This window comes from Mizugakiibacter sediminis, assembly GCF_000953855.2.
Classification (GTDB): domain Bacteria; phylum Pseudomonadota; class Gammaproteobacteria; order Xanthomonadales; family Rhodanobacteraceae; genus Mizugakiibacter; species Mizugakiibacter sediminis.
In genome coordinates this window covers 1-26,289 of sequence record NZ_DF970195.1, presented here as the reverse complement: position 1 = coordinate 26,289, position 26,289 = coordinate 1, and the positions used below count along the sequence as shown (strand labels likewise).

Sequence of the window (26,289 nt, the reverse complement as noted above, 5' to 3'; positions counted from 1 at the left end):
CGCGCGCGCTCGAAGCGATGCTCGGTGCCGGCGCGCAGGCGCGCCAGGTTGCCGCGGTGCGTCCACAGCACCAGCAGCGCCGCGGCGACGCCGAATAGCGCGAAGGCGCCGCGTAGCGGCGGCGGCGCCAGCAGCGCGGCGAACGGCAGCGCCAGCGCGGCGCAGATCGTCGCCAGGCCGACGTAACCGCTGGCCAGCAGCACCAGCAGCCACAGCGCCAGCAGTGGCGCCAGCGCCGGCGGCAGCAGCACGGCGAGGCCGCCGGCCAGGGTCGCCGCGCCCTTGCCGCCGCGAAAACCGAAATACAGCGGATGGACGTGGCCGAGCGTGGCGGCGAACACGCAGGCCAGCGCCAGCGGCGGCGCACCCGCCGCCGCCAGCCCCAGCCATGCCGCCAGCGCGCCCTTGCCGAGATCGATCGCGACGACGCCCAGCGCAAAGCCCCAGCCTTGCGTGCGCAGCGCATTGGTGCCGCCGGCGTTGCCGGACCCCTGGGTGCGGATGTCGACGCCGCGCAGGCGGCCGAGCAGCAGGCTGCCGGACAGCGAGCCCAGCAGGTAGGCGAGCAACAGTTTGGCGAGTGCGAGCATGTAGCGAGTCTAGCCGCCGCCCGCGACGACGCCCACCACCAGCGTGCCCGGTCCGGCGTGCGCGCCGATCGCCGCGCCGACCTCGACGATCGCCGGCGTTTCCGCCAGCGCGAGCAAGCGCTGCAACGCCGCGGCGAGGCGTTCCGCTTCGGCGCGGTTGTCGCAATGGCCGACCAGCGCGCGCGACACGCCGCGCGCACGCTTCGCCACCCACGCGGCGAAGCGCTCCGGCGCGCACGCGCCGAAGGTGGCGCCGGCGAAACGCAGGCGGCCGTCGCCGCGCGCCTGCAACAGCGGCGCCAGCTTCAGCCAGCGCGTCAGCGGCAGGCTCCAGGCCGGGATGCGGCCGCCGCGCACGGCGTGGTCGAGTTCGCGCACCAGCGCGTAGGTGCGCACCCGTCCGCGCGCCGCCTCCAGCGCGGCCAATACCGCCGCCGCATCGGCGCCGCGCGCCGCCTGCTCGGCGGCGAGCAGCGCGTACAGGCCCTGGCCGCAGGAGGCGGTGGCCGAATCGAACAGGTGCACGCGTCCGCCGCATGCGCGCGCCGCGCTCTCCGCCGCCTGGAAGGTGCCGGACAGCGCGCGCGAGATGCCGACGTAGACCAGTTCGCGATGATGGCTCAGCAGCACCTCGAACAGGCGGCGGAAATCGCCCGGCGGCGGCTGCGAGGTGCGCGGCGGTTCGGGGCTTTCGCGCATGCGCCGATAAAGCTCGGCGTTGCTCATCGCCACCTTGTCGAGGTAGTCGCGCGCGCCGAGGCCGACGCGCACCGGCACCACGCCGATGCCGTGGCGCTCGATCTCGGCATCGGGCAGGTCGGCGGCGGAATCGACCACGATGGCGACCCGCGTCGCCGTGCCGGCGGCGTGCTGCTGCGCGTGCATGTCGTCGGCCTTCTGCGCCGACACCGCGCCGAACGCGGCCAGCGCGTCGTACAGGCGCTGCGGCGCGTCGAGGTGCATGTGCACGCGCAGCCGCGCCGGCGTGCCCGCCAGCACCAGGCTGCCGCCGTCGAGCGCGCGCAGCGTCCGCATGATCGCCTCGCGCGGCAGCGCCTCGCCGCTGACCACGCACTCGACGCAGTAGCGGTGGCGGTCGTCGCCGTCGCCGGCGCGGGCGATCGCGCCGGCCTCGCCGGCGTAGGCGGCGTCGGCCACGCGCACGCGGCGGCCCTCGCGCAGGAAATCGGCGATGCCTTCCAGCAGTTCGACGAAGCCCTGCGCGCCGGCGTCGACCACGCCGGCGCGGCGCAGCGCCGGCAGTTGCTGCGGCGTGCGCGACAGCGCGGCGCGCGCCGCCTCCAGCGCCTGCGCGAACGCCGTGCGCAGATCGCGTCCTTCCGCCGCCTGCTCGCGCAGCGCCTGCGCGAACGCGGCGATCACCGAGAGGATGGTGCCTTCGCGCGGCTCGGCCACCGCGCCGCGCGCCTGCTCCGCGCCCAGCGCGACGGCGCGCGCCAGCAGCGGCGCGGTCAGCCGCGACGCGTCGCCGACGCCGGCGCTGGCGCCGCACAGGAATTGCGCGAGGATGGCGCCGGAATTGCCGCGCGCGCCGTCCACCGCCGCTTCCGCGGCCAGGCGCAGCAGGCCGGCGGCGCCGCGCGCGCGCCGCCGCTGCAGGCCGCGCTGCACCGCGCCGAGGGTGAAGGCGAGATTGGAGCCGGTGTCGCCGTCCGGCACCGGGAACACGTTGATGCGGTCGAGGTGTTCGCGGCGCTCGGTCACGCGGCGGATGCCCGCGGCCAGCGCGCGGCGCAGGCTGGCGCCGCCGGCGATCGAAGCGGGGATGACGGTCGCATGCATCGCGGCAGTCTAACCGCGCGATGCGCGCGCGTATGTTGCATTGCAACGCGGGCGGGTGGCGGCCGCTTCCGCTTTCTGCCACCATGAGCGGACTGCCCCGCGCACGACCCCGAGGTCCGGCGCCATGAAACGTCCGCTGCTCGTCTGTCTCGCCTTCGGTGCCGGCATGGCCGGCGCGGCCCAGGCCCGCGATTTCATCGTCGAGGATCACCTGCTGGCGGCCAGCGATGCGCCGATGACGAGCCTGCTCGGCGATCGCGATGGGGGCCGTCCGTATGGCGGCGGCTCGCACGGCGGCGTGGTCCAGGGAACCGGTTATCGCGGCGAGGACGGCAGCGCCTCCGAAGCCGGCGCGGCGCGCGGCGCCGCGCGCATGCCGACCACGCCGGACGCGGCGCCGCCGCAACCGGTGCGCGACACCGCCCGCAACGGCGGCACGCCTTCCGCCGCACCGGCGGCGCCGCGCAAGCCGCGCAACGGCGAACCGAGCTGGCAGTCGCTGCTGCCGGGCTCGATCCAATAGGGTGCGATACGGCGGCTCGAAGGCCATCGCTTCGCACGCCCGGCTCTCGCCTCCCCATCCCTTGCTGCGCGAGACGACCCGCGAGTCGTAGGGCGGAAGCCGCGCCGCGGCTTCCGCCACGCCGTCGCGCGGTCCGGCGGAAGCGCCACGGCGCTTCCGCCCCACGGACTGCGCGCGGCTTGATCGGCGCGTCTCGCGCCCCGACCATCGCGGCATGACCACGCTGCTCGAACGCTTCGGCCGTCTGCTGCGGCCGGCGCCGCCGCTGCCCGACGACTTCTGGCGCGACTGCGTGCAGGCGAATCCGCTGGCGCGGCGCCTGGACGCGGCGCGGCAGGCACGCCTGCGCGCGCTGGTCGCGCAGTTCCTCGCGCGCAAGACGTTCAGCCCGGTGCGCGGCGCCGTGCTGGACGACCGCCGCTGCGCGCAGATCGCGCTGCAGGCCTGCATCCCGGTGCTCGAACTCGGCTTCGACTGGCTGTCGGGCTGGCGCGAGGTGATCGTCTATCCCGGCGAGTTCAAGGTGAAACGCACGCACGAGGACCACCTGACCGGCGTGGTCACCGAGGACGAGGACGTGCGCGTCGGCGAGGCCTGGGAACGCGGGCCGCTGATCCTGTCCTGGGCCGACGTCGAACTCGACCTGGCGCAGCCGTGGGACGGCTTCAACGTGGTCGCGCACGAGATCGCGCACAAGCTGGACATGCTGGACGGCGCCGCCGACGGCGTGCCGCGCCTGCCGCCGGGCATCGCGCGGCGCGCGTGGATCGAGGCGTTCCAGCGCGGCTACGACCGCCTCGCCGCCGCGGTCGAGCGCGGCCGCCGCACCGCCATCGACCCGTACGCGGCGGAAAGCGCCGACGAATATTTCGCGGTGGTCAGCGAGCTGCACTTCTCCGACCCGGCCACGCTGAAGCGCGCCGAGCCCGAGGTTGCGCGACTGCTGGAGGCGTTTTACGGGGTGTCGCCGGTGTTTGGGCGTAGGGAGTAGGGAGTGGAGAACGACACGAACCGGTTACGTCTTCGCTCCCGGACTCTCTCGACTCGCGGTTCCCCACCCCCATCGCCTCACCCCTCCGGCAAGCGCACGCGGAAGCGCGCGCCGCCCAGCTCCGGCGAGCGGTCCACCTCGAGTTCGGCGCGGTAGGCGCGCACGATGTCCTGCACGATGGCGAGGCCGATGCCGTGGCCCTGCACGCGCTCGTCGCCGCGCACGCCGCGCTGCAGCAGCAGGGCGACCTTGTCCTCGGGGATGCCGGGGCCGTCGTCCTCGACGATCAGCTCCAGGCCCGGCCGCCGCGCGCCGCGCACGATCTGCAGGCGCGCGGTCAGCAGCACGCGGTGGTTCGCCCACTTGAAGGCGTTCTCCAGCAGGTTGCCGATCAGCTCCAGCAGGTCGCCCTGTTCGCCGTAGAAGCGCGCGCCTTCCTCGATGTCGAATTCGCAGAGGATGTTCTTCGCCGCGTACACCTTCTCCAGGCCGCGCACCACCTCCTCGGCGTGCGGCGCCAGCGGCACCGGCGCGGCGAAGGTCTGGTGGCCGGAGGTGGCCGCGCGCGAAAGCTGGTAGGCGACGATCTCGTCCATGCGCCGCACCTGGTCGAGCACGTCCCGGCGCAGCTCCAGCGAGCCGTTCTCCGATTCCAGCCGCGAACGCACCACCGCCAGCGGCGTCTTCAGGCTGTGCGCGAGATCGGCCAGCGTGTTGCGGTAGCGCGCGAGATGCTCGCGCTCGCTCTGGATGAAGTCGTTGAGGCTGCGCGTCAGGCTGGCCAGCTCGGGCGGATAGCGGCCGGACAGGCGCTCGCGTTCGCCGCGCTCGATGCGCGCGAGGTCGCTGGACACGCGCCGCAGCGGCGACAGCGACCAGCGCAGCAGCAGCAATTGCAGCAGCAGCAGCGCCACGCCGAGGCCGGCCATCCAGCCGAACAGCGTGCGCCGGTAGGCGGCGAGCTGGCGCTCGAATTGCGCCTCGTTCTCGGCGACGTGGAAGGTCAGGTTGATCTCGCCGCGGTTCGGCACCAGCCAGGCCACGCCCTGGCTGAGCAGGTAGACGCGACCGACCTTGGTCGGCACCGGCCCGCGGAACTGCGTCTGCCCGGGCGCCAGGCGCGCGCCGAACGGCAGGTCGCGGCCGAGCGCCGAGGGCGAATCCCAGCGCAGGCCCTCGCCGATCACCGCGGCGTACAGGCCGGAGCCCGGCCGCGAGAAGTCCGGATTGGGCAGCTTGTCCGGGTCCGGCGGGATCAGCTTGCCGTAGCGGCTGACCTCGAAGCCGGCCAGATAGGCGTAGACATAGCCTTGCAGGCGATCACGCAGCACGCTGATCGCGCCCTCGTAGTAGGCGCGGTCCAGCGCGAAGCCGGTGGCTCCGAGGAAGGCCGCCAGCGCGAGGCCGGTGGCGAGGGTGGACCGCGCCGCGAGCGAGAGCGGCCTTCGGCTCACTCGTCCTCGCTTTCGTCGCGCGGGATGGCGAAGCGGTAGCCGCGGCCGCGCACGGTCTCGATCGGCTTCAGCGCGCCGTCGGGGTCGAGCTTGCGGCGCAGGCGGCCGATGAACACCTCGAGCACGTTGGAGTCGCGGTCGAAGTCCTGCTGGTAGATGTGCTCGGTGAGGTCGGCCTTGGAGACCAGCTCGCCGGCGTGCAGCATCAGGTACTCGAGCACCTTGTATTCGTAGCTGGTCAGGTCGACCGGGCGGCCGTCGACGCCGACCGTCTGCGCGGTGGTGTCGAGCTTGATCGGCCCGCACTTCAGCACCGGCCGCGACCAGCCGCTGGCGCGGCGCACCAGCGCGTTGATGCGCGCCAGCAGCTCCTCGACGTGGAAGGGCTTGACCATGTAGTCGTCGGCGCCGTGCTTGAGGCCCTCCACCTTGTCCTGCCAGGACGAGCGCGCGGTCAGGATCAGGATCGGGTAGCGCCGGCCCTCGTCGCGCAGCATCTTGACCAGGTCCATGCCGGACAGCTTGGGCAGGCCGAGGTCGATGATCGCCAGATCGAACGGCACCTCGCGGCCGAGGTACAGGCCCTCCTCGCCGTCGGCGGCGGCGTCGACCGCGTAACCATCCCGTTTCAGCCGCGCGGCCAGCGTCTCGCGCAGCGGCGCCTCGTCCTCGACCAGCAGGATGCGCATCAGCGTTTCTCCTTGTCGTTCTTGCCCTCGCCCTTGTCGTTCTTCTCGACCTGGGCCTTGACCCGCACCACCTTCACGCGGCCGTCCGGCGTCAGCACCTTGATGCTGTACACGGTGGTGCGGCCGTAGTGCAGGGTGTCGGTCGCCAGCACGTTGCCCTTGGTTTCCCGCTGCACCTTCTCCATCGCCTGCTCGAGGGTCAGTTCCTCGGCACAGGCGACGCCGGCGGCCAGCGCCAGCACGAGACACGGCAGGGCGTTGCGGAATCGTGGCATGGGAGGATGGTAGCGCAAGGCGCGGCGGCGCAACGCGCCGGGAGATCGTCCGGCGATCATGCCGGCCGGCATTGAATTCGCGCTGAATCGGGGCGGCGCGGCGGGCATCGCCCGGACGCGGACGCGGCGGGGAAATCGGCGGCGTCGGTCATGCGGCGTCGCGCGCCGGCGCGCGCACGGCGTCCAGCGCCGCCTCGACCACTTCCCAGCCGGCGTCGTCGCGGTGCGCGCGCTCGCTGAGGATGCGGCGGAACGCGCGGCCGCCGGGCCGGCCGTGGTACAGCCCCAGCAGATGCCGCGCGATGTGCTTGAGGCGCGTGCCGCGCGCCAGCTCCGCTTCGACGTACGCGCGCATCGCGCGCAGCGCCGCCTCGCGCGACGGCGGCGTGCCGCCCCACAGCGCCGCGTCCAGCTCGGCCAGCAGATACGGATCGTGGTAGGCCGCGCGGCCCAGCATCACGCCGTCCACCTGCGCAAGGTGCGCGCGCACCTGGTCGATGCTGCCGATGCCGCCGTTGATGATCACGGTGAGCGCGGGAAATTCGCGTTTCAGCCGGTAGACGCGCGGATAGTCGAGCGGCGGGATCTCGCGGTTCTCCTTCGGCGACAACCCCTGCAGCCAGGCCTTGCGCGCGTGCACGATCAGCACCTCGACGCCGGCGCCGAGCATCGCCTCGGTGAAGCGCTGCAGGTCGGCGTAGGCGTCCTGGTCGTCGACGCCGATGCGGCACTTGACCGTCACCGGCACCTCCACCGCGTCGCGCATCGCCCGCACGCAGTCGGCGACCAGCGCCGGCTCGCGCATCAGGCAGGCGCCGAACCGCCCCGACTGCACGCGATCGGACGGACAGCCGACGTTGAGGTTGATCTCGTCGTAGCCGGCCGCGGCGCCGTGGCGCGCCGCCTGCGCCAGCTCCGCCGGCTCGCTGCCGCCGAGCTGCAGCGCGACCGGATGCTCCTCCCGGCTGTGCTCGAGCAGGTGCAGGCGGTCGCCGTGCACCAGCGCCGCCGAGGTCACCATCTCGGTGTACAGGCGCGCGCGCGGACTCAGCAGCCGGTGGAAGTAGCGGCAGTGCCGATCGGTCCAGTCCATCATCGGCGCCACGCACAGGCGCCAGGCATCGGGTGCGGGGCGGAACGTCATCCGCGCAGTTTAGCCGACGGTGGGCCTTGTTCCCGGCACGGCTGGCACCCGGGCTTTCGCTGGCGCCCGCCGTTCACCCTGAGCCCAGGCCCGTAGGGCCGAAGTCGAAGGGCCCGGCGCGCCTCGCGCGCGTCGGCTTCGCTTGCCGACGCCAGCCCGCCCCGCATGGGGGGTTCGACGACTTCGACGCCAGCCAGGGCCCGCTGCGCGGACCGCGCGCGGTCGCGCCTACGGCCCCGGCGGCGCCGGGAACTGCACGTACGGCCCCTTCGGCGTTTCGGTCGGCGGCACGTAGGCCGGCGCGCGCTCACCCTTGGGACCGAGGCTGACGACGAAGCGGTGGATCGCGCGCAGGTCATCGTCGCCGAGGTGGCGCAGGTTGAACCAGGGCATCGGCGGACGCGTCTCGAAGGTGTGCGCGTAGCGCACCCATTCGTCCTCGCTCATCGCGGTCAGGCTGAGGCGCAGATTGGCGGGATAGGTGGTGCCCCAGGCGCCGCGCCAACCGAGCGCGTTGCCGGTCAGCCATTCGGACTCGGGCACCTCGCCGTTGCGCTCGGGATAGCCGGGCGTGTGGCAATCGTTGCAACCCATCGCACGCACCAGGTAGCGGCCGCGGGCGACGGCGTCGGCGTCCGCGCGGCGATGCGTCGCGTCGGCGCCGGCCCGCGCCTGCGACGCGCGCGTCAGGGCGAGCGCGCCCGCCATGCCGGCGACGAGCCCACCGAGCACCAGGGCGGCGGCCATCAGACCGATTCGGTTCATCGGACGGGATTCCTCGGGGAATGCACGGAATTCCCAGCCTAGGCCGCGCGCGCCCTCGGCGTTGCTAAATCTTGCCTACGCGGACCCTAAGACTTTCCTAAGCGGCATCGGCCGTTGCTGCGGAGGTCGGCCCGGGGCTTGTAATTAAATTTATATTCAAATAAATTGCAGGCCGATGAGTACCCGCCCCGCCACCCCCCGCCGCCGCGGCCGCCCGCCGGCCGAGAAGTCCGCCGATCGGCGCGCGCGCCTGCTGCAGGCCGCGCTGGAGCTGTTCGCCGAACGCGGCATCGCCGCGACGCCGCTGAACGCCATCGCCCGCCGCGCGCGCGTCACGCCGGCGCTGGTGCACTACTACTTCGGCAACCGCGACAAGCTGATCGACGCGGTGGTCGAGGAACGGTTGGTGCCGCTGATGCAGCGCGCGACCATGCCGATCGCCGACGCCGGCGCCGACCTGCCGTCCGCCCTGCTCGGCTTCGCCCGCCAGCTGATGCAGACGCTGGCCGCCACGCCGTGGCTGCCGCCGCTGTGGCTGCGCGAGGTGGTCGGCGCCGGCGGCCTGCTGCGCGAGCGCCTGATCGGGCGCGTGGCGCCGCGGGTGGCCGCGCGCGTCGCCGCGCTGGCGGCCGAGGCGCAGGCGCGCGGCGCGCTCAATCCCGCGCTCGATCCGCGCCTGCTGCTGGTGTCGCTGATCGCGCTGACCGTGTTCCCGTTCGCGGCCGCGCCGATCTGGAGCCGCCTGCCCGGCAACGCCGACATCGACGCCGACACCCTGACCCGTCACATGCTGGCCCTGCTGCGGCACGGCCTGGAGCCGCCCCATGCGCCTTCCGCTTGAACGCTTCCTGCCGCTGGCGCTGCTCGCCCTCGCCGGCTGCGCGCGCAGCGCGGCCGACAACTTGCCCGGCACGCTGGAGTGGGATCGCATCGCCGTGCTCGCCGAGGTGTCCGAGCCGGTGATCGCGCTGGACGCGAAGGAAGGCGAGCCGGTGCGCCAGGGCCAGTTGCTGCTGCGCCTCGACCCGCGACGCACCGATGCCGAACTGGCCGCGGCCGAAGCCGACGCGGACCGCCTCGCCGCCAATCTCGACGAGCTGCGTCACGGCGCGCGCATCGAGACCATCGACGCCATGCGCGCGCAACTGGCGCGCGCCGACAGCGACGCCGCCAACGCGCAGCGCGTGCGCGATCGCGCCGCCGCGCTGCGCAGACAAGGCTCGAACGCGCAGGCCGACCTCGACAACGCCGAGACCGGCCTGCGCATGGCGCGCGCCGCCGCGCGCGCGGCGCGCGCGCAACTCGAGGAGCTGCTGCACGGCACGCGGCCGGAGGAGATCGCCCAGGCCGAGGCGGCGCTGGCCGCGGCGCGCGCGCAGGTCGACGCGCTGAAGGTGAAACGCGCGCGCCTCGACGTGCGCGCGCCGCGCGACGGCCGCGTCGACGCGCTGCCCTACCGCCTCGGCGACCAGCCTGCGGTCGGCGCCACGCTGGCCAGCCTGCTTGCCGGCGATGCGCCGTATGCGCGCGTCTACGTGCCGGAGCGGCTGCGCGCCGGCATGCAGCCGGGCCAGCGCTTCCGCGTGCGTGTCGACGGCGTGGCGCAGCCGTTCGACGCGGTGTTGCGCAGCGTGCGCAGCGATCCGGCGTTCACGCCCTACTACGCGCTGTCCGGCGAGGACGCCGGCCGCCTGGTCTACCGCGCCGAACTGGTGCTGCAGGGCGACGCCGCGCGCGCGCTGCCGGCCGGCCTGCCCTGCCATGCGGAGCGCCTCGCCGATGAGCGTCCCTGACGACCGGCCGGCGATCCGCGCGCGCGGGCTGACGCGCCGCTTCGGCGCGCTGACCGCGGTCGACCGCCTCGACCTCGAGGTGCGCCGCGGCGAGGTCTACGGCTTCCTCGGCCCGAACGGCTCCGGCAAGTCGACCACCATCCGCATGCTGTGCGGCCTGCTCTTGCCGAGCGCCGGCGACATCGAGGTGCTCGGCCGCCGCATCCCGCAGCAGGCCGAGGCGCTGAAGCGCAGCGTCGGCTACATGACGCAGAAGTTCGCGCTGTACGACGACCTCAGCGTCGGCGAGAACCCGCTGTTCGTCGCCAGCGTGCACGACCTGCCGCGCGCGGCGGCGCACGCGCGCGTCGAGACGCTGCTCGCGCGCTACTGGCTGACCGACCTGCGCCGCCAGCTCGCCGGCACGCTGAGCGGCGGCCAGAAGCAGCGTCTGGCGCTGGCCGCGGCGGTGCTGCACGAACCGGCGCTGCTGTTCCTCGACGAACCGACCAGCGCGGTCGATCCGCAGTCGCGCCGCGAGTTCTGGGATTCGCTGTTCGAGCTGGCCGACGCCGGCACCACCCTGCTGGTGTCGACGCACTACATGGACGAGGCGGAGCGCTGCCACCGCCTGGCGATCCTCGACCGCGGCCGCCTGGTCGCCGACGGCAGCCCGCGCGCGCTGATGGACGGCCTGCCCGGGCAGACCTTCCTGGTCGAATGCGCCGCGCCGCGCGCCGCGCAGCAGGCACTGGCCGGCGCGCCGGGCGTGCTGGCGACCGCGCAGATCGGCGCCAGCCTGCGCGTGCTGGCGCAGGGCAGCGCCGCGGATGCCGCCGCGTTGCGGCACGCGCTGGCCGCGTCCGGCATCGGCGCGCGCGTCGAGCCGACGCCGCCCAACCTCGAAGACGTGTTCGTCGCCGCCACGCAGCGGCCGCGCCACGCCGACGGAGCGGCCGCATGAACGCCTTCAGCCTGCGCCGCCTTTGGGCGATCGTGGTCAAGGAGCTGCGTCAGTTGCGCCGCGACCGCCTGACCTTCGCCATGATCGTCGGCATCCCGACCATGCAGCTCCTGCTGTTCGGCTACGCGATCAACATGGACGTGCGCCACCTCGACGCCGCCGTGCTCGACCAGGCGCACACGCGCAACGCGCGCGAGCTGGTCGCGGAACTGGCGCAGTCGCAGGTGTTCGACTTCCGCTACCGGCTCGATTCGCCCGCACAGATCGACGCCTTGATGCGCGAGGGCCGCATCAGCGCCGCGCTGGTGATCCCGCGCGACTTCGAGCGCCGCCTCGCCGACCGCGACCGCGCCGCGGTGCAGATGGTGGTCGACGGCTCCGACCAGGTGGTGCAGCAGGCCGCGCGCCAGCTGGCCGGACTGTCGGTGACCACGCTGCTGTCGCCGCTGCACGCGGCGGTGCCGCAGGGCCAGGTCGAGATCGTCAACTGGTACAACCCGCAGCGGCGCGCGCCGCTGAACACCGTGCCCAGCCTGATCGGCGTGATCCTGACCATGACCATGGTGCTGTTCACGGCGATGGCGCTGGTACGCGAGCGCGAGCGCGGCAACCTCGAGTTCCTGATCGCCACGCCGCTGTCGCCGCTGGAGCTCACCGTCGGCAAGGTGCTGCCGTTCGTCGGCATCGGCCTGGTGCAGGCGACGCTGGTGCTGCTGCTCGGCGTGTTCGTGTTCGACGTGCCGGTGCGCGGCGCGCTCGCCGATCTCTACGGCGCCGCGCTGGTGTTCATCGTCGCCTGCCTGGCGCTGGGCGTGTTCCTGTCGACGCTGGCGAAGAGCCAGTTCCAGGCGCTGCAGCTGGCGTTCTTCACCTTCCTGCCGCAGATCCTGCTGTCCGGCTTCATGTTCCCGTTCGGCGGCATGCCGCGCGCGGCGCAATGGCTGGCGGAACTGTTCCCGCTAACCCACTTCATCCGCCTGGTGCGCGGCATCGTGCTGCGCGCGGCCGGCTTCGCCGACCTCTGGCGCGAGCTCGCCGCGCTGCTCGCGTTCGCCGCGGTGATGCTGACGCTGGCCACGCTGCGCTTCCACAAGCGGCTCGACTGAGCCCCGCCATGCCGCGCGACGACCTCGCCGACCGCCGCCACGCCGCCGCGCTGCACGCCTTCGTGACGCTGGCGCGCGCGTTGCTCGCCGCGGACGACGAGCGCGAGCGCTGCGTACTGGAGGATCGCCTGCTGGCGCTGCTGCCGACGGTGCGCGCCAGCGGCCTGTTCGAGATCGCCGCCGTGCGCGATCCGGCGCTGCGCGCGATGCTGGACGAACGGCTGCGCGCGCCGTCGCCGGATACGCGCGTGCGGCACGCGCCGCCGCGGGCGCCGCACCGCTGAGCGCCGCGCCGTCTTGGGCCCGAAGCGCGCGCCCGCTATGCTGCGCGCATGGACGAACCGGGGGTGGTGATCGGGCTGGATGCGGTGATCGTGGCGGTCACCGGCGACACGCCGCGCGTGCTGACCGCGCGCGGCGAGGACGCCGACGCGCTGCCGTCGGGTCCGCTGGACGTCGAGCGCCACCAGACGCTGGAGCGCGGCGTGCGCGACTGGGTGGCGCGCTCGACCGGCTTCGGCCTCGGCTACGTCGAGCAGCTCTACAGCTTCGGCGACCGCTTCCGCGACCCGCGCGAGCGCGCCGGCGGCGCGCGCGTGATCTCGGTGGCATACCTCGCGCTGGTGCGCGAGCAGGCGCTGCCGCCGACCTTCGACGCGCACTGGCGCGACGTCTACGCCTTCCTGCCCTGGGAGGACTGGCGCCACGACCGCCCGCTGCTGATCGAGCGCGACCTGGCGCCGCGCCTGTACGCCTGGGCCGGCGACGATGCGCGCCGGCGCCAGCGCGTCGATCTCACCTTCGGCCTGAACGGCGCGCCGTGGGATCCCGAGCGCACGCTGGAACGCTACGAGCTGCTGTGGGAGGCCGGCCTCGTCGCCGAGGCGCGGCGCGACCATGGCGGCGATGCCGCGCCGCTGCCCGGCACCGGCCGCGCGCTGGCGCTCGACCATCGCCGCATCCTCGCCACCGCGCTCGGCCGGCTGCGCGGCAAGATCCGCTACCGCCCGGTGGTGTTCGAGCTGCTGCCGGAGAAGTTCACGCTGTCGCAGCTGCAGCGCGTGGTCGAGGCGCTGGCCGGCAACCGCCTGCACACGCAGAATTTCCGCCGGCTGGTGGAGGGCGCCGGGCTGGTCGAAGGCACCGGCGAGCGCGATTGCAGCACCGGCGGCCGGCCCGCCGAGCTGTTCCGCTTCCGCCGCGACGTGTTCCGCGAGCGCCCGCAACCGGGCGTGTACTACCCCGGCGCGTGGTGGTCGCGTTGAGGCCGGCGGCGACACGCACCGCGCCGCGCCGCGCCGCCGCGCTGACGGCCGCCCTCGCCCTGCTCGGCCTCGCCGCCTGCGGGCGCACGCCGCCGGCGCCGGCCGCGCGCGCCGCCGCGACGGCCGCCGCGCCGATCGCCGCGCACGCCGATCACGAGCAGGACAGGCGCTACCGCATCGACATCGTCTATCCCGAGCTGCCGGCCGGCAGCGAACCGCTGGCGGCGGCGCTGCGCGCCTACGCCGACCAGGCGCGGCGCGCATTCATGCAGACGCTGGAAGGCGGCGCGGCGCCGGACGCCGACATCCCGTGGCAACTGAAGCTCGAGTTCGGCGTGGCCGCGCACACCGCCGATTTCATCGGCGTGCGCGCGCGCGGCGGCAGCTACACCGGCGGCGCGCACGCGCTGCCGCTGGTCGCCAGCTTCAACTACGACGTGCGCGAGCGGCGCGTGCTGGCGCTCGGCGACCTGTTCGCCGATCCCGCCGCCGCCCTGCGCCTGCTGGCCGCGCACGCGCGCCGCGCGCTGGGCGAGCGCGCCGCCCATGCGGCGCCGGACGGATCGGCGCCGCGCCCCGAGGCCGGCGACGCCTCGCTGCAACGCGCGCTGGCCTGGATCGACGAAGGCACCGAGCCGCGGCCCGCCAACTACGCCGTGTTCCTGATCCATGCCGACCCCGCCGGGCGCGCCGACGGGCTGGTGCTGCTGTTCCCGCCGTACCAGGCCGGGCCGTATGCGCTCGGCACGCAGGAGGTGCAGGTGCCGGCGGCGGCGTTCGCCGCGCTGCTGAAGCCGCGCTACCGCGAGGCGTTCGCCACGGGGCCGGCGCCATGACGATCGCGCTGTTCGCGCTCGCCGCGCTGCTGATCCTGCTCGGCCTGGCCGGCGTGGTGCTGCCCGCCCTGCCCGGCGTGCCGCTGATGTTCGCCGGCATGCTGCTGGCGGCGTGGGCCGACGGCTTCCGCCACGTCGGCGCGCTGACGCTGACCGTGCTCGGCCTGCTCGCCGTGCTGGCGCTGCTGGTCGACTTCGCCGCCGGCGCGCTGGGCGCGAAGCGCGTCGGCGCCAGCGGGCTGGCCCTGCTGGGCGCGACGCTCGGCACCGTCGTCGGCCTGTTCTTCGGCATTCCCGGCCTGCTGCTGGGGCCGTTCGTCGGCGCGCTGCTCGGCGAGTTGCTGGCCGGCGGCAGCGTGCTGCGCGCGGCCAACGTCGGCGCCGGCACCTGGCTCGGCCTGCTGCTGGGCACGCTGGTCAAGCTGGCGCTGTCGTTCGCCATGCTCGGCGTGTTCGCGCTGGCGCTGATGCTGTAGCGTGGCGTCATGCACCTGCTCGCGCTCGACTTCCGCAGCTACGCCGCCACCGCGGCCGCGCACAGCCATGGCTGGCACCAGCTGGTGCTGCCGTGGCGCGGCGAACTGGAGCTGGAGATCGACGGCCGCGGCGGCCGCGTCGCGCGCGGCTGCGCGGCGGTGGTCGGCGCCGGCGCGCGCCACGCCTTCGAGGCGCGCGGCGCCAACCGCTTCCTGGTCGTCGACCTCGCCGCGGACGACGACGCGCGGCTGGCGCGGCTCGGCGAGCGCCGCTACCTGCCGCTGACGCCGGCGGCACGGCGCTGGCTGGCCGCGCCGGCGGAAACGCTGCCGGACGAGGACGATGCGCGACACGCCTGGGTGCAGGTGCTGCTGCACGCGCTCGCCGGCACGCGCGGCGAGGCCGTGCTGGATGCCCTGCACGCCTGGCTGCGCACCTCGCCGGCGGCCTTGCCCCCGGCGGCGGCGCTGGCGGCACTCGCCGGCCTCAGCCGCGCGCAGTTCTACCGCCGCTTCGCCGCGCGCGGCGGGCAGGCGCCGTTCGCGCTCGGCCGCGCACAGCGCCTCGAGCGCGCCTGCGCGCTGCTGCGTGCGGGCGCGCTGCCGATCGCCGAGGTCGCGGCGCGCTGCGGCTATGCCGACCAGAGCGCGCTGACGCGCGCGTTGCGCCGCCATTGCGGGCTGACGCCCGGCCGGCTGCGCGCGCTCGGCTGACATCGAGATGCGCTAGGCTGGCGCACCGCCATCCACGGGACATCGCTTGGAACATCCTCGCCCGCTGCCGCCCTCGCCGTTCCGCATCGCCGCCTGGGCGCTGGCGCTGGTCGCGCTGTTCCTGACGCTGCGCCTGCGCCTGCTGTCCGCCATGCTCGCCGGCCTGCTGGTGTTCGAGCTGGTGCACGCGTTGGCGCCGTTGCTGCAGCGGCGGCTGACCGGCGAGCGCGCGCGGCTGATCGCGGTGGCGCTGCTGTCCGCGGCGATCGTCGGCCTGCTGACGCTGGCGATCTTCGCGGTGGTGGCGTTCTTCCGCAGCGAGACCGGCGGCCTGCAGGTGCTGTTCGACCGCATGGCGCAGATCCTCGGCCAGGTGCGCGCCGAGCTGCCGGCTTCCGTGGTCGGCTACCTGCCGGAGGATCCGGACACGCTGCGGCATGCGGTGGTCGAGTGGCTGCGCACGCACGGCGCGGCGGTGCAGCTCGCCGGCAAGGAGGCGGTGCAGACCTTCGTGCACGTGCTGGCCGGCATGGTGCTGGGCGCGCTGGGCGCGCTGCAGGAAGTGCGCCCGGCGCACCGCCAGCGCCCGCTGGCGCGCGAGCTGCTGGCGCGCAGCGCGCATTTCGCCGAGGCGTTCCGCCGCATCGTGTTCGCGCAGATCAAGATCTCGTTCGTCAACACGGTGTTTACCGCGCTGTTCCTGCTGGCGATCCTGCCGCTGGCCGGCGTGCATCTGCCGCTGGCGAAGACGATGATCGCGGTGACCTTCGTGGTCGGCCTGCTGCCGGTGATCGGCAACCTGATCTCCAACACGGTGATCACGGTGATCGCGCTGTCGGTGTCGCCGTACGTGGCGCTGGCCGCGCTGGCCTTCCTGGTGGTGATCCACAAGCTCGAGTACTTCCTCAACGCGCGCATCGTCGGCGACGAGATCCACGCGCGCGCCTGGGAACTGCTGCTGGCCATGCTGGTGATGGAGGCGGCGTTCGGCCTGCCCGGCGTCGCCGCCGCGCCGATCTACTACGCCTACGTGAAGCGCGAGCTGGCCGACCAGGGCTGGGTCTAGCCGGCCTCCATGCGCAGCGAGACGCGCGGTCAAGACGGCCGCGCGGCGCGCGCGTAGCCTCGGCGCCCAATCCTGCGGAGCTCGCCGCTCATGTCCGAGACGCGCCGCGCCACCCTCGCCGGGTTCGGCGCCATCCTGCTGTGGTCGACGCTGGCCCTGCTGAGCCGCGGCGCCGGCCGGCTGCCGCCGTGGCAACTGCTGGCATGCGGCTTCGCCGTCGGCACGCTGGCGACGTGCGCGGCCAGCGCGCTGCGCCACGGGCCGCGCGCGGCGCTGGCGCGCTGCGCGCAGCCGTGGCCGGCGTTCGCGCTGGGCTTCGGCGCGTTGTTCGGCTTCCACGCGCTGTACTTCAACGCGCTGGCGCGCGCGCCGGCGGCGCAGGCCAGCCTGATCGTCTACCTGTGGCCGCTGCTGATCGCGCTGGGCGCGGGCGCGCGCGACGCAGCGACGCGGCCGCGCCGCGCGCTGGCCGCGCTGTGCGGGCTCGCCGCCACCGCGCTGGCGATCGGCGCCGATCCCGTCGCGCTCGCCCGCGAGGCCTGGTTCGGCTATCTGCTGGCGCTGGCCTGCGCGCTGGTCTGGGCCGGCTACTCGCTGGCCAACGCGCGCTTCGCCGCGCTGCCGGCGGAGACGCTGATCCCCGCCTGCGCCGCCACCGCGCTGGCCGGCGCCGGCGTGCATCTCGCCGGCGAGCGCTGGGTGGCGCCGAACGCGCAGGAGTGGCTGGCCGTGCTGCTGCTCGGCGTCGGTCCGGTCGGCACCGCCTTCCTGCTGTGGGACGCCGCCACCAAGCGCGGCGACCTCGGCCTGCTCGGCGTCGCCGCCTATGCGGCGCCGGTGCTGTCGACGGCGCTGCTGGTCGCCGCCGGCCTCGCCCCAGCGCGCGCCGCGCTGCCGGGCGCGGCGCTGCTGGTGGCGCTCGCGCTGGCGCTGGCGCGGCCGGCGCGCCGGGCCGCGTGACGCCGCCGCGCCGCCCCCACCTCCGGCACATCTGCCGGCCTCCGCGGTACCGTAGGCTGGCCGTTCCGTGAGGAGAGACCCCATGCTCAGACACAAGCTCGCCGCGGCCCTGCTGGCCTGCGGATTCGTCGCCGCCACCACGCCGGCCGCCGTCGCAACGGCCGCCGCCAAGCCGGCCGCCGCGCCCCAGCCGGCGGCGTGGGTGCAGAAGAGCAACGCCGCCGCGCAGCCGCTGCTGAAGGTGCTGGCCGAGTTCCAGCCGGAGTTCGCCTCGCAGATCGGCATCCCCGGCTACGACACGCGGGTCAGCGACCTGAAGCCCGGCGTGGTCGAACGCGCCAACCAGGCGATCGCCGCCGCCAAGGCCGGCCTCGAGAAGCAGCTCGCCGCCGAGAAGGATCCGCAGGTCCGCCAGGATCTCGAGATCATGATCCACTCGGCCGACCAGCAGATCGAGGGCAACACCCTCAACGCCAAGTACCTGCTGCCCTACTACGACGTCGGCCAGACCATCTTCCAGGGCGAGTTCGCCCTGCTGCAGGACCAGGTCGACGCCAAGCGCCGCCCCGCCGCGCTGGCGCGCCTGAAGTGCTACGTCGGCATGGCGCCCGGCTGCGAGCCGATCGTCAAGCTGGCGGAAGCGCGCACCGAGGAGAAGCTCGGCGACCAGGCGCTGCTCGGCCCGTACAAGGGCGAGGTCGAGCAGAACCTGGCCAATACGCAGCGCTACGTCGACGGCGTGCGCCAGCTCTACGCCAAGTACAAGATCGCCGGCGCCGAGCCGGCGCTGGACGCGCTGGCGCAGCAGTTGAAGGACTACGACGCCTGGGTGAAGGCCACCGTGCTGCCGCGCGCGCGCACCGACTTCCGCCTGCCGCCGGAGCTGTACGCGTTCAACCTGAAGCAGGTCGGCGTCGACATCACGCCCGAGCAGCTGATGCAGAAGGCCGAGCTGGAGTTCATGGAGACCCAGGCGGCGATGCAGATGATCGCGCCCGAGGTGGCCAGGGCGAACGGCATCGACGCCCACGACTACCGCGACGTGATCAAGGCGCTGAAGAAGGAGCAGCTCGACCGCGGCTCGGTGGAGCCCTACTACCACGAGACCATCGGCAAGATCGAGGACATCATCCGCCGCGAGCGCATCGTCACCCTGCCGCAGCGCGCGATGCAGATGCGCCTCGCCTCCGAGGCCGAGTCCGCCGCGCAGCCGGCGCCGCACATGGATCCGCCCGCGCTGATCAACAACAAGGGCGAGCGCGGCACCTTCGTGCTGACCATGGGCAACCCGTCCAGCACCGGCGACAAGAGCCAGGCCTACGACGACTTCACGCACAAGTCGGCGGCGTGGACGCTGACCGCGCACGAGGGCCGCCCCGGCCACGAGCTGCAGTTCGCGGCGATGGTCGAGCGCGGCGTGTCGCTGGCGCGCAGCCTGTTCGCCTTCAACAGCGTCAACGTCGAGGGCTGGGCGCTGTACGCCGAGGCGGAGATGCTGCCGTACGAGCCGCCGGCGGGCCAGCTGTTCGCCCTGCAGGCGCGCCTGCAGCGCGCGGCGCGCGCCTTCCTCGATCCGATGCTGAACCTCGGCCTGATCAGCCGCGAGCGCGCGCACGACATCCTCGTGCACGACGTCGGCCTGTCCGAGGCGATGACCCGCCAGGAGCTCGACCGCTACACGTTCCGCATGCCGGGCCAGGCCACCTCGTACTTCTACGGCTACACGCGCCTGCTGCAGCTGCGCGCGGCGACGCAGATCGCGCTGGGCGACAAGTTCGACCGCCAGGCGTTCAACGACTTCGTGATCGGCCAGGGCCTGCTGCCGCCCGACCTGCTGGCGCAGGCGGTGAAAAGCGAGTTCATCCCGGCGCAGATGAAGAAGTGACCCCGGCGGCCGGCCGTGCCGCCGCGCGGCCGGCCGCGAACCCGACGGCGCCCTCGCGGCGCCGTCTCCGTTTGCGCGCGCGCCGGCGGCGGCCGATCATGGCGCGTCCCGCCCCGATCACGACGCCGAGATCCCGCCATGAACCCCACCGGCCGACTCGCCGAGGAATTCGCCGCCATCACCGAGCACTGGTCGCCGCGCGTGATCGCCATGAGCAACGGCCAGTACGTCAAGCTCGCCAAGGTCCGGGGCGAATTCGTCTGGCACGACCACGCCGACGAGGACGAGTTGTTCCTGGTGATGCGTGGCACGCTGGTGCTGCGTTTCCGCGACCGTCCCGAGGTGACGCTGCGCGCCGGCGATTTCCACGTCGTGCCGCGCGGCGTGCAGCATTGCCCCTACGCGCCGGAGGAAGCCTGGATCATGCTGGTGGAGCCGGCGGCGACCAAGCACACCGGCGACGTCGAGAGCGCGCTGACCCGATCGGTCGAGACGCAGACCGCGCACCTGCGCTGAGCGCGGCGCTCAGCCGGCGCGCGGCGCGTCCGGCACCACGTACAGCAGGATGGCGAGGAAGTGCAGCACGCTGCCGGCCAGCACGAACAGGTGCCAGACCGCGTGGTGGTACGGCAGCCTGCGCCACAAATAGAACGGCACGCCGAGCGTGTACACCACGCCGCCGGCGAGCAGCAGCGCCAGCCCGCCGGTCTCCAGGCTCTGCTTCAGCGGTTCGAACGCGATCAGCGCCAGCCAGCCCATGCCGACGTAGACCAGCGCCATCAGCCAGCGCACGTGGCGCAGCGCGGTGAATTCCAGCACGAAACCGGCGAGCGCCAGCGTCCAGATCGCCGCGAACAGCCCCCAGCCCCACGCGCCCCGCATCGCCACCAGGGTGAACGGCGTGTAGGTGCCGGCGATCAAGAGGTAGATGGCGACGTGGTCGAGATGGCGCAGCACGCGCTTCGGCGCCTGCAGCGGGATGGCGTGGTACAGCGTCGAGGCGGTATAGGCCAGCACCAGCGCGGTGCCGAACACCGCGCAACTCGCCACCGCCAGCGCGGCGCCGGACAGCGCGGCGAACGCCACCAGCGTCGCCAGGCCGGCGATGCTGAGCACGATGCCGAAACCGTGGATCAGGCTGTTCGCCACCTCCTCGCCGAAGGAATAGCGCGGGGCGGACGCTGCGAGCTCGGCCATGGCAAGTTCTCTTTCTTCTTGCGGATGCGATGAACGGCGCGCGCCGCGCAGGGAACGGCGCGCGGGCCGATGATGGCCACCGTGGCTACTTCGCCGCCGTGATCTCGAACCGGCCGAAGGCGATGCCGAGGTCCCAGCCGCGGCCGCTGCCGGACAGCGCCAGCGACACCGGCCCCTTGGTCAGCACCTGCGCGGCGCCGCCCTTCACCGCGCCGGCGTGCGCCTCGGCCCCCGCGTAGGCGCCCAGCACCTCGCGGATGTCGTGCACGCCGGAGAATTTGCCGCGGCCGTCGTCGATGACGTGCTTGCCGACGGTGAGCCCGCCGCCCTCGACGCGGATGCGCACGCTCATGCTCTGGCCGTTGTCGCAGACCACCCGACCGCGGCCTTCGGCGCGCTTGTACAGCACCGACCAGCCGTGCAGCGAGAAATGCAGCTCGCAGTCCGCCTCGGCCGCCCGCACTGCCGCGGCGCCGATCATCAGGACCGATGCGAGCATCCATGCTGCCGTGCGTACGCGACGATCGCGCATGTCGCCCTGCCTCCGCGCAAACCGGCGGCGCCGGCCGCCTGCGCGCACGTTAGCGCCATCGCCGCGCGCCGTCATCCGGCCGCATCGCCGGCGCTGGCGCGGGGGCCGCAGCGAAATGCCGCCTGCCGCGCGTCCGGGCGGCCATTTAAGCGCGCCTTCACGAGGCGGCAACGCGGCGTGAACATCGCCGCGCGGATGCTGGCTCGGCCGGACGTAGATCCCCTCACCCTCTATCCCCTGAACGTCCGGCCTTCCGGCCCGCCGCCCACCCCGGCGGGCTGTTCTTTGCCGCACGCCGGCCCACCGTGGCGCGGCGCGCGCGCCGCGCGCTAGGCTACGGCCGGGTTCGGCGGAGGGGCGGCCATGCAGGAAATCCTCGTTCACGTGCGCCAGGCGGACGAGCAGGCGGCGGGCGTGCGCGTCGCGCTCGAGATGGCGGAGCGGTTCGCCGCCCGCCTGACCGGCCTGTACGTCGTGCCGATGGTGCCGGCGGCGTTCGTCGCGCCGGAGGCGGTGGCGATCCAGGGCCAGTTCATGGCGCGCGAACTGGACGAGGCGCGCGGCCGCGCCGACTGGTGGGGCGAGGCCTGCGCCCGCCGCGGCGTCGACGGCGAATGGCTGGCGCTGGAAGGCGATCCCGTCGACGTGATCGCGCATTGCGCCAGCCTGGCCGACCTGGTGGTGATGGAGCGTCCGCAGAGCGATCCCTCGGCGCCGGTCGGCTTCGGCACCGTCACCCGCTCGCTGTTCGCCGGCGCCTCGCCGATGCTGGTGGTGCCGGACGTCTGCCAGGTGCGCGCGCCGGGCCGGCGCGTGCTGATCGCCTGGAACGGCTCGCGCGAGGCCGCGCGCGCGGTGCGTGCGGCGCTGCCGTTGCTGCAACGCGCGGACGCGGTGCGCGTGCTGATGGGCGCGCGCCGCGACGAGGGCCTGCCGATGGCGCCGCCCGCGCTGGCGCTGCGGCCGTGGCTGGAGCGCCGCGGCATCGGCGCCGATTACGTCGACTTCGCGCCGGCGGGCAAGGTCGGCAGCGCGATGCTGGAAGCGGCCGGGGCCTGCGAGGCGGACATGATCGTGATGGGCGCCTGGGGCCGCTCGCGGCTGGCCGAACTGGCGCTGGGCGGCACGACCCGCTATCTTTTCCAGAACAGCAGCCTGCCTCTGCTGGTGGCGCACTGATGACGTCGAGCTTCCGCCCGCGCTTCATCGCAACCGCCCCCGCCGCTCCCGCCTCCATCCCAACTTCCACATTGCGCCAACGTTTCCCCGGGCTGACGCTGGTCAGCGCCGGGCAATTGCCGCTGGCGGCGCTGGCGGCGCTGTTCGAAGCCGCGTTCAGCGGCTACGCGGTGCCGATCCGGCAGAACGCCGCGCTGCTGGCGGCGCGCGTGCGCAGCGAGCAGATCGACCTCGAGCACAGCCGCGTCGCCCTGCGCGACGGCGCGCCCTGCGCGCTGTGCCTGCTGGCGCGCCGCGGCGACACCATGCGCATCGCCGCGATGGGCGTCGTGCCGGCCGCGCGCGGCGCCGGCCTCGGCCGGCTGCTGCTGGACGAGGCGATCGCGGTGGCGCGCGAGCAGCGCGCCGCGCGCCTGCTGCTGGAAGTGCTCGGCAGCAACGCCGTGGCGCGCCGCCTGTACGAGCGCGCCGGCCTCCGTCCGCGCCGCCGCCTGCTCGGCTGGCAGCGCGCGCCGTTCACGCCGCGCGCGGAGGCGGCGCTGCGGCGCACGCACTGCATCGAGCTGGCGCGCGCGCTCGGCGCCGACCACGCGCTCGACTGGCCGTGGCAGCTGGCGCCGGCCAGCGTCGCTTCCGGCTACGCGTGGATGTCCACCTATGCGATCGCCGACAAGGCCTACGCCTGGATCGACGACCGTGCGCGCGACCGCCTCGCGCTCGGCCATCTGTTCGTGGCGCCGCACGCACGCGGCGCGGGCTACGCGCGGCGGCTGCTGGTGTCGCTGCAGGCGCACTTTCCCGGCCGCGCGTGGACGATCCCGCCGCTGGTGCCGGAAGAGTTCGGCGGTGCCGTGCTGGAAGCGCTCGGCTTCACGCGCAGCGCGCTCGATCAGGTCGAGATGGAGCTGGCCCTGGGCTGAGGCGGCGGCGCCTCAGCGCGTGGCCGCGGCGGCATGCGCGCGTCCACCGCGCGCCAGCAGCCACACCAGGCCGACCAGCAGCGCCAGCGGCAGCCACAGCGGCAGCGTCGCCAGCGCCAGCACCGGCAGCACCGCCAGCGCCACCAGCAGGCCGATCGCGCCGCCGAGCAGGCCGATCATCCCGCCGAGCAGGCCGAGCGTCAGCTTGAAGGCGAAACCGAGCAGGTGGAAGAGCGTGGCGACCACGCCCCACAGCACCAGCGCCGTCACTCCGAGCAGGAACAGTTCGATCATGTGCGGATCCTCGCGGCTGCAAGGATGGGATGCGCGACCCCGCAAAAGGGTTGCGCGCGCGGGCGGCGGATCGCCCGCACGGCCAGCATGCGCGGTGCGCACGGGCGGCGCACGTCGCGGAAGTCACCCATGACTTCCGGCGCGGCCCGCGGCGCGTTCAGCGCTCGATCACGAATTTGCCGAAGTCGATGCCGATGTCCCAGCCCTCGCCCTTGCCGGCGAGCGCCAGCGACACGGAACCTTTCGTCACCACGGTGGCGCCCGCCGATTTGGCGGCGCCCGCATGCGCGTTGGCGTTGGCGTAGGCGCCGTAGATGTCGCCGATGCTGCCGACGCCGGTGAATTCACCCTTGCCGTGGATGGTCGACTTGCCGAAGGTCAGGCCGCCGCCCTTGCTCCTGATGCGGACGTTCGCGCTCTGGCCGTTGCTGCAGGTGACGTGGCCGCTGCCCGAGTAGGTCTTGTAGAACGCCGACCAGCCGGACAGGGTGAAGGTCATCTTGCAGGTGACATCGCCGGCGCGCGCCGGCGCGGAGGGCAGCAAGGCGATGCCGCAGGCCAGTACGGCGGCGGCGAGCATGGACAGCGTGCGCATGGCGGCGCTCCTCGGGGGTGGAAGACGATCCGCCAAGGATAGAGCAGGCCGCCGTTCCCGCGCTGAACGGCGCGGCGCGGCTCAGCGCCGCGCCGGCGGCACCGCCGGCGGCAGACCGAGCGCCTGCCGCAGCGCGGCCTCGACCTGCTCCGGCCTGCTGCCGCCGACGCGCGTGTAGACGATGCGGCCGTCGCGGGCGACCAGGAACAGGCCGGGCGTGCCGATCACGCCGTAGCGCGCGGCGATGGCGTCGCCGTCGCGCACCAGGGTGAAGGTCTGGTGGCGCGCCTTCAGCTCGGCGACCGGATCGCCGTCGTCCTTGATGTCGATCGCATAGACGTCCAGCTTGTCGCGCCCGGCCGCGTCGTAGACCGCCTGCACGTGCGGCATCAGCGCCTTGCAGTACGGACACCAGGTCGCCCAGAACAGCAGGATCGCCGGCCGTTCGAGATGGTCCGGGTCGAAACGGATCTCCTCGCCGTTCGCGCCCGCCCCGGTCCACGGCAACGCGCGCTCCTGCGCGGCGAACGACAGGCTGGGCAGCAGCAGCAAGAGCGACAGCAGCAGACGGCGCATGGGGGAAGCTTCCGCAAGGACGAGTCCCAGCATGACCGGCGCGGCGGCCCGCACCTTACGGGCCGCGAGCGCGAAACCGGCGGAAGCGCGCCGCGCGGGCAGCGCTATTCGGCCCGCCGCGCGGCGGATTCGAACCATGTCGCGCCGCATCGGTATCAAACGCTGTCCAGCTTGCGTTTGCCGCCAGCATGAGATCGTGCCGTGCCCGCATCCCGTCGCCCCGTCCGCATGCGCGCGACGGCGGTTCTGCCATGCGTCGGCGCGCCCTGCCGCCTTCCGCCCCCGCTACCGACCGACATGATCCGCATAACGATCCTCGATCTGCCCCGTACCAGCCATCTCGATCTCGACAGAGATGACGGAGCGCAGCAGGCGCTGCAGGATGGCATGCTCGTCATCGTCCTCAACGGGCACGCGGCCGTGGAATTCGCCCCCGGCATCACCGGCGTATGGATACCGGAGTCGGGAGCACTGGACGTACGCCTGGCCGACGCCTCGTTCCCGGTAGCCGACGACCATTTCTTCGTTTCGGATTTCGCGCGCCGCTGCTGCATCACTGCGCCGACGCGAGGCACGGCGCTCGCCATGCTCGCGCGCCCTGCCGCATGGGCGCAGCTGCCCGGCATGCTGCCTCTCCATCGCGAGCCTGGTCCGCCGCTGTTTCCCGGGCATTTCGCCGTGGACCCGCAGTCCCGCGCGGAACTCGTGCAGCACGTGCGCGCGCTGACGCAGGCCGCCGAGCCGGACGAGCGTAGCCGCGAGCTGCGCTGGATCATCGGCATGCTGCGCGAGGAACAGGCGCACCTCGATTCGCTGGTGAACCTGTGCCCCGGGCGGACGCTGGCGCGGCGGCGTCAGGTGTTCCTGCGCCTGCAGCGCATTCGCCATGCGATCGCTTCCGATCCCGCGACCGACACCAGCCTGCCGCGGCTGGCGGCGCTGGCGAACTATTCCGTCTCGCAATTCATCGCCGTGTTCCGGCGCGTATTCGGCGAAACGCCGCACGCCTACGTGCTGCGCTGCCGCGTCGAACGCGCTCGCAACCTGATGGCGGGCACGACGCTCGGCATCGGCGAGATCTCGTTCGCGCTCGGCTTCCAGGCGCGCTCGAGCTTCACGCGCGCGTTCAAGATGCGCACCGGCCATGCGCCTTCGGCGCTGCGCGCCTGCGCCAAGCTGCAGGACTGAAGAGCGGCCGCACGAGCCGCGCGTCGGCGGCATGCGCCGCGTCCGCCGGGAAAAAGAAGCGGCGCACGGAGGTCCCGACTCCGTGCGCCGAGGGTGCAGCCGAGAGCTGTGTCTCTCTGCCCGTTGGAGCGGGCAGCTCTACTGTCGCGTAATCGCGCAATGGCAACGCGCGAAAACCTACGGAGTGATGGCGCGGATTCGATGCGTTCGCGTCATGCATCGGCGGACGTCACGCCGTGTTTGCGCGACGGAATTTTTGCGCGATGCGCGCGGCGATTTTCATTCGCGGCTTCGTCGTTTCTGCGCATTACGAAATATTCACTCCCGATAGATTGAACGACGCCGTGCGCTTGCCGGCCTGACCTTCATTCCAAGGTGAAACTCATGAATTCAACCGTGCTCGGACGATCCATCCGGCGCGCGCTGCGTGCGTCCCCGGCCCAGGCCGCGTGGGCGACGCTGCCGGCGCTGTTGCTCGCAACGCCCGCATTCGCCCAGCAGGCCGGCGATGCTTCGGCCACGCCGCAGAA

The 26,289-nt window shown here is 73.5% G+C and carries 30 protein-coding genes; 18 read left to right on the top strand and 12 right to left on the bottom strand.

Going from position 1 to position 26,289, the window contains the following annotated elements; translation table 11 throughout:
* Both plsY and MBSD_RS08005 read right to left on the bottom strand, forming a co-directional pair.
* A partial coding sequence (plsY, locus tag MBSD_RS08010; protein WP_062536725.1) for a glycerol-3-phosphate 1-O-acyltransferase PlsY occupies positions 1-590 on the bottom strand: 590 nt, incomplete at its 3' end.
* A gap of 9 nt (positions 591-599) precedes the next feature.
* Entirely contained in the window at positions 600-2,393 is a 1,794-nt protein-coding gene (locus MBSD_RS08005) for a DegV family protein (protein WP_062536723.1), read from the bottom strand.
* Between the two features lie 55 nt (positions 2,394-2,448).
* Here MBSD_RS08005 and MBSD_RS08000 point away from each other — a divergent pair, with 55 nt between their 5' ends.
* Both MBSD_RS08000 and MBSD_RS07995 read left to right on the top strand, forming a co-directional pair.
* Positions 2,449-2,916 carry a hypothetical protein gene (locus tag MBSD_RS08000; protein ID WP_187300591.1) on the top strand — a complete coding sequence of 156 codons (468 nt, stop codon included), beginning with the start codon at positions 2,449-2,451 and terminating at the stop codon, positions 2,914-2,916.
* Positions 2,917-3,130: 214 nt separating this feature from the next.
* On the top strand, positions 3,131-3,907 hold the full coding sequence (locus MBSD_RS07995; RefSeq protein WP_062536718.1) for a M90 family metallopeptidase: 777 nt from the start codon (positions 3,131-3,133) through the stop codon (positions 3,905-3,907).
* Positions 3,908-3,984: 77 nt separating this feature from the next.
* Here MBSD_RS07995 and MBSD_RS07990 read toward each other — a convergent pair whose 3' ends face one another.
* From MBSD_RS07990 to MBSD_RS07970, 5 genes are all read right to left on the bottom strand, one after another.
* On the bottom strand, positions 3,985-5,361 hold the full coding sequence (locus tag MBSD_RS07990; RefSeq protein ID WP_062536716.1) for an ATP-binding protein: 1,377 nt from the start codon (positions 5,359-5,361) through the stop codon (positions 3,985-3,987).
* Entirely contained in the window at positions 5,358-6,050 is a 693-nt protein-coding gene (locus tag MBSD_RS07985; protein WP_062536714.1) for a response regulator transcription factor, read from the bottom strand. Before MBSD_RS07985 ends, MBSD_RS07990 begins: the two co-directional genes overlap by 4 nt.
* Complete coding sequence (locus MBSD_RS07980; RefSeq protein ID WP_114693224.1) at positions 6,050-6,325, bottom strand: PepSY domain-containing protein; 276 nt, start codon at positions 6,323-6,325, stop codon at positions 6,050-6,052. The genes MBSD_RS07985 and MBSD_RS07980 overlap by 1 nt, the downstream gene beginning before the upstream one ends.
* 148 nt (positions 6,326-6,473) lie before the next feature.
* Complete coding sequence (dusA, locus tag MBSD_RS07975; RefSeq protein ID WP_062536710.1) at positions 6,474-7,469, bottom strand: tRNA dihydrouridine(20/20a) synthase DusA; 996 nt, start codon at positions 7,467-7,469, stop codon at positions 6,474-6,476.
* A gap of 228 nt (positions 7,470-7,697) precedes the next feature.
* On the bottom strand, positions 7,698-8,234 hold the full coding sequence (locus MBSD_RS07970; protein WP_201797469.1) for a cytochrome C: 537 nt from the start codon (positions 8,232-8,234) through the stop codon (positions 7,698-7,700).
* Between the two features lie 175 nt (positions 8,235-8,409).
* On the opposite strand from MBSD_RS07970, the gene MBSD_RS07965 reads away from it, so the two are divergent.
* The 13 genes from MBSD_RS07965 (at position 8,410) to MBSD_RS07905 (ending at position 19,794) form a co-directional block, all read left to right on the top strand.
* Positions 8,410-9,075, top strand: a complete 666-nt coding sequence (locus MBSD_RS07965; RefSeq protein WP_062536708.1) for a TetR/AcrR family transcriptional regulator — start codon at positions 8,410-8,412, stop codon at positions 9,073-9,075.
* Positions 9,059-10,027, top strand: a complete 969-nt coding sequence (locus MBSD_RS07960) for an HlyD family secretion protein (RefSeq protein WP_062536707.1) — start codon at positions 9,059-9,061, stop codon at positions 10,025-10,027. Before MBSD_RS07965 ends, MBSD_RS07960 begins: the two co-directional genes overlap by 17 nt.
* Positions 10,028-10,040: 13 nt before the next feature.
* Positions 10,041-10,970 (top strand): ABC transporter ATP-binding protein, encoded by a 930-nt coding sequence (locus tag MBSD_RS07955; protein ID WP_062536726.1) that lies wholly within the window; start codon positions 10,041-10,043, stop codon positions 10,968-10,970.
* On the top strand, positions 10,967-12,076 hold the full coding sequence (locus MBSD_RS07950; protein ID WP_062536706.1) for an ABC transporter permease: 1,110 nt from the start codon (positions 10,967-10,969) through the stop codon (positions 12,074-12,076). The genes MBSD_RS07955 and MBSD_RS07950 overlap by 4 nt, the downstream gene beginning before the upstream one ends.
* 8 nt (positions 12,077-12,084) lie before the next feature.
* Positions 12,085-12,360 (top strand): hypothetical protein, encoded by a 276-nt coding sequence (locus MBSD_RS07945; RefSeq protein ID WP_062536705.1) that lies wholly within the window; start codon positions 12,085-12,087, stop codon positions 12,358-12,360.
* A 48-nt stretch (positions 12,361-12,408) separates the two neighbouring features.
* Complete coding sequence (locus MBSD_RS07940) at positions 12,409-13,341, top strand: NUDIX hydrolase (RefSeq protein WP_062536703.1); 933 nt, start codon at positions 12,409-12,411, stop codon at positions 13,339-13,341.
* Complete coding sequence (locus tag MBSD_RS07935) at positions 13,329-14,177, top strand: DUF3298 and DUF4163 domain-containing protein (protein WP_148667834.1); 849 nt, start codon at positions 13,329-13,331, stop codon at positions 14,175-14,177. Before MBSD_RS07940 ends, MBSD_RS07935 begins: the two co-directional genes overlap by 13 nt.
* A complete protein-coding gene (locus MBSD_RS07930) occupies positions 14,174-14,653 on the top strand; it encodes a DUF456 domain-containing protein (protein ID WP_062536699.1) in 480 nt (159 codons plus the stop codon). Before MBSD_RS07935 ends, MBSD_RS07930 begins: the two co-directional genes overlap by 4 nt.
* A gap of 9 nt (positions 14,654-14,662) precedes the next feature.
* Positions 14,663-15,367: an AraC family transcriptional regulator gene (locus MBSD_RS07925; protein WP_062536697.1), complete on the top strand. Its 705-nt coding sequence runs from the start codon at positions 14,663-14,665 to the stop codon at positions 15,365-15,367.
* A gap of 46 nt (positions 15,368-15,413) precedes the next feature.
* On the top strand, positions 15,414-16,433 hold the full coding sequence (locus tag MBSD_RS07920; RefSeq protein ID WP_062536695.1) for an AI-2E family transporter: 1,020 nt from the start codon (positions 15,414-15,416) through the stop codon (positions 16,431-16,433).
* Between the two features lie 90 nt (positions 16,434-16,523).
* A complete protein-coding gene (locus MBSD_RS07915) occupies positions 16,524-17,393 on the top strand; it encodes a DMT family transporter (RefSeq protein WP_062536694.1) in 870 nt (289 codons plus the stop codon).
* An 82-nt stretch (positions 17,394-17,475) separates the two neighbouring features.
* Positions 17,476-19,278, top strand: a complete 1,803-nt coding sequence (locus tag MBSD_RS07910; protein WP_062536692.1) for a DUF885 domain-containing protein — start codon at positions 17,476-17,478, stop codon at positions 19,276-19,278.
* 138 nt (positions 19,279-19,416) lie between these two features.
* Entirely contained in the window at positions 19,417-19,794 is a 378-nt protein-coding gene (locus MBSD_RS07905) for a cupin domain-containing protein (protein ID WP_062536690.1), read from the top strand.
* 9 nt (positions 19,795-19,803) lie between these two features.
* Here MBSD_RS07905 and trhA read toward each other — a convergent pair whose 3' ends face one another.
* Entirely contained in the window at positions 19,804-20,475 is a 672-nt protein-coding gene (trhA, locus tag MBSD_RS07900) for a PAQR family membrane homeostasis protein TrhA (RefSeq protein ID WP_062536688.1), read from the bottom strand.
* Positions 20,476-20,560: 85 nt separating this feature from the next.
* Positions 20,561-20,974 (bottom strand): hypothetical protein, encoded by a 414-nt coding sequence (locus MBSD_RS07895; protein WP_237071767.1) that lies wholly within the window; start codon positions 20,972-20,974, stop codon positions 20,561-20,563.
* A gap of 396 nt (positions 20,975-21,370) precedes the next feature.
* Here MBSD_RS07895 and MBSD_RS07890 point away from each other — a divergent pair, with 396 nt between their 5' ends.
* Positions 21,371-22,186, top strand: coding sequence for a universal stress protein (locus tag MBSD_RS07890; protein WP_062536685.1), 816 nt, complete (start codon positions 21,371-21,373; stop codon positions 22,184-22,186).
* Positions 22,187-22,257: 71 nt separating this feature from the next.
* A complete protein-coding gene (locus MBSD_RS07885) occupies positions 22,258-23,106 on the top strand; it encodes a GNAT family N-acetyltransferase (RefSeq protein ID WP_187300589.1) in 849 nt (282 codons plus the stop codon).
* 12 nt (positions 23,107-23,118) lie between these two features.
* On the opposite strand, the gene MBSD_RS07880 is transcribed toward MBSD_RS07885, so the two are convergent.
* The 3 genes from MBSD_RS07880 to MBSD_RS07870 all read right to left on the bottom strand — a co-directional run bounded on the left by MBSD_RS07880 (position 23,119) and on the right by MBSD_RS07870 (position 24,571).
* Positions 23,119-23,400, bottom strand: coding sequence for a hypothetical protein (locus MBSD_RS07880; protein ID WP_062536683.1), 282 nt, complete (start codon positions 23,398-23,400; stop codon positions 23,119-23,121).
* A gap of 157 nt (positions 23,401-23,557) precedes the next feature.
* A complete protein-coding gene (locus MBSD_RS07875) occupies positions 23,558-23,995 on the bottom strand; it encodes a hypothetical protein (RefSeq protein WP_062536682.1) in 438 nt (145 codons plus the stop codon).
* Positions 23,996-24,076: 81 nt separating this feature from the next.
* Positions 24,077-24,571, bottom strand: a complete 495-nt coding sequence (locus tag MBSD_RS07870; RefSeq protein ID WP_062536681.1) for a TlpA family protein disulfide reductase — start codon at positions 24,569-24,571, stop codon at positions 24,077-24,079.
* A 201-nt stretch (positions 24,572-24,772) separates the two neighbouring features.
* On the opposite strand from MBSD_RS07870, the gene MBSD_RS07865 reads away from it, so the two are divergent.
* Positions 24,773-25,759, top strand: coding sequence for a helix-turn-helix transcriptional regulator (locus MBSD_RS07865; protein WP_148667833.1), 987 nt, complete (start codon positions 24,773-24,775; stop codon positions 25,757-25,759).
* Positions 25,760-26,289 lie beyond the last annotated feature (530 nt).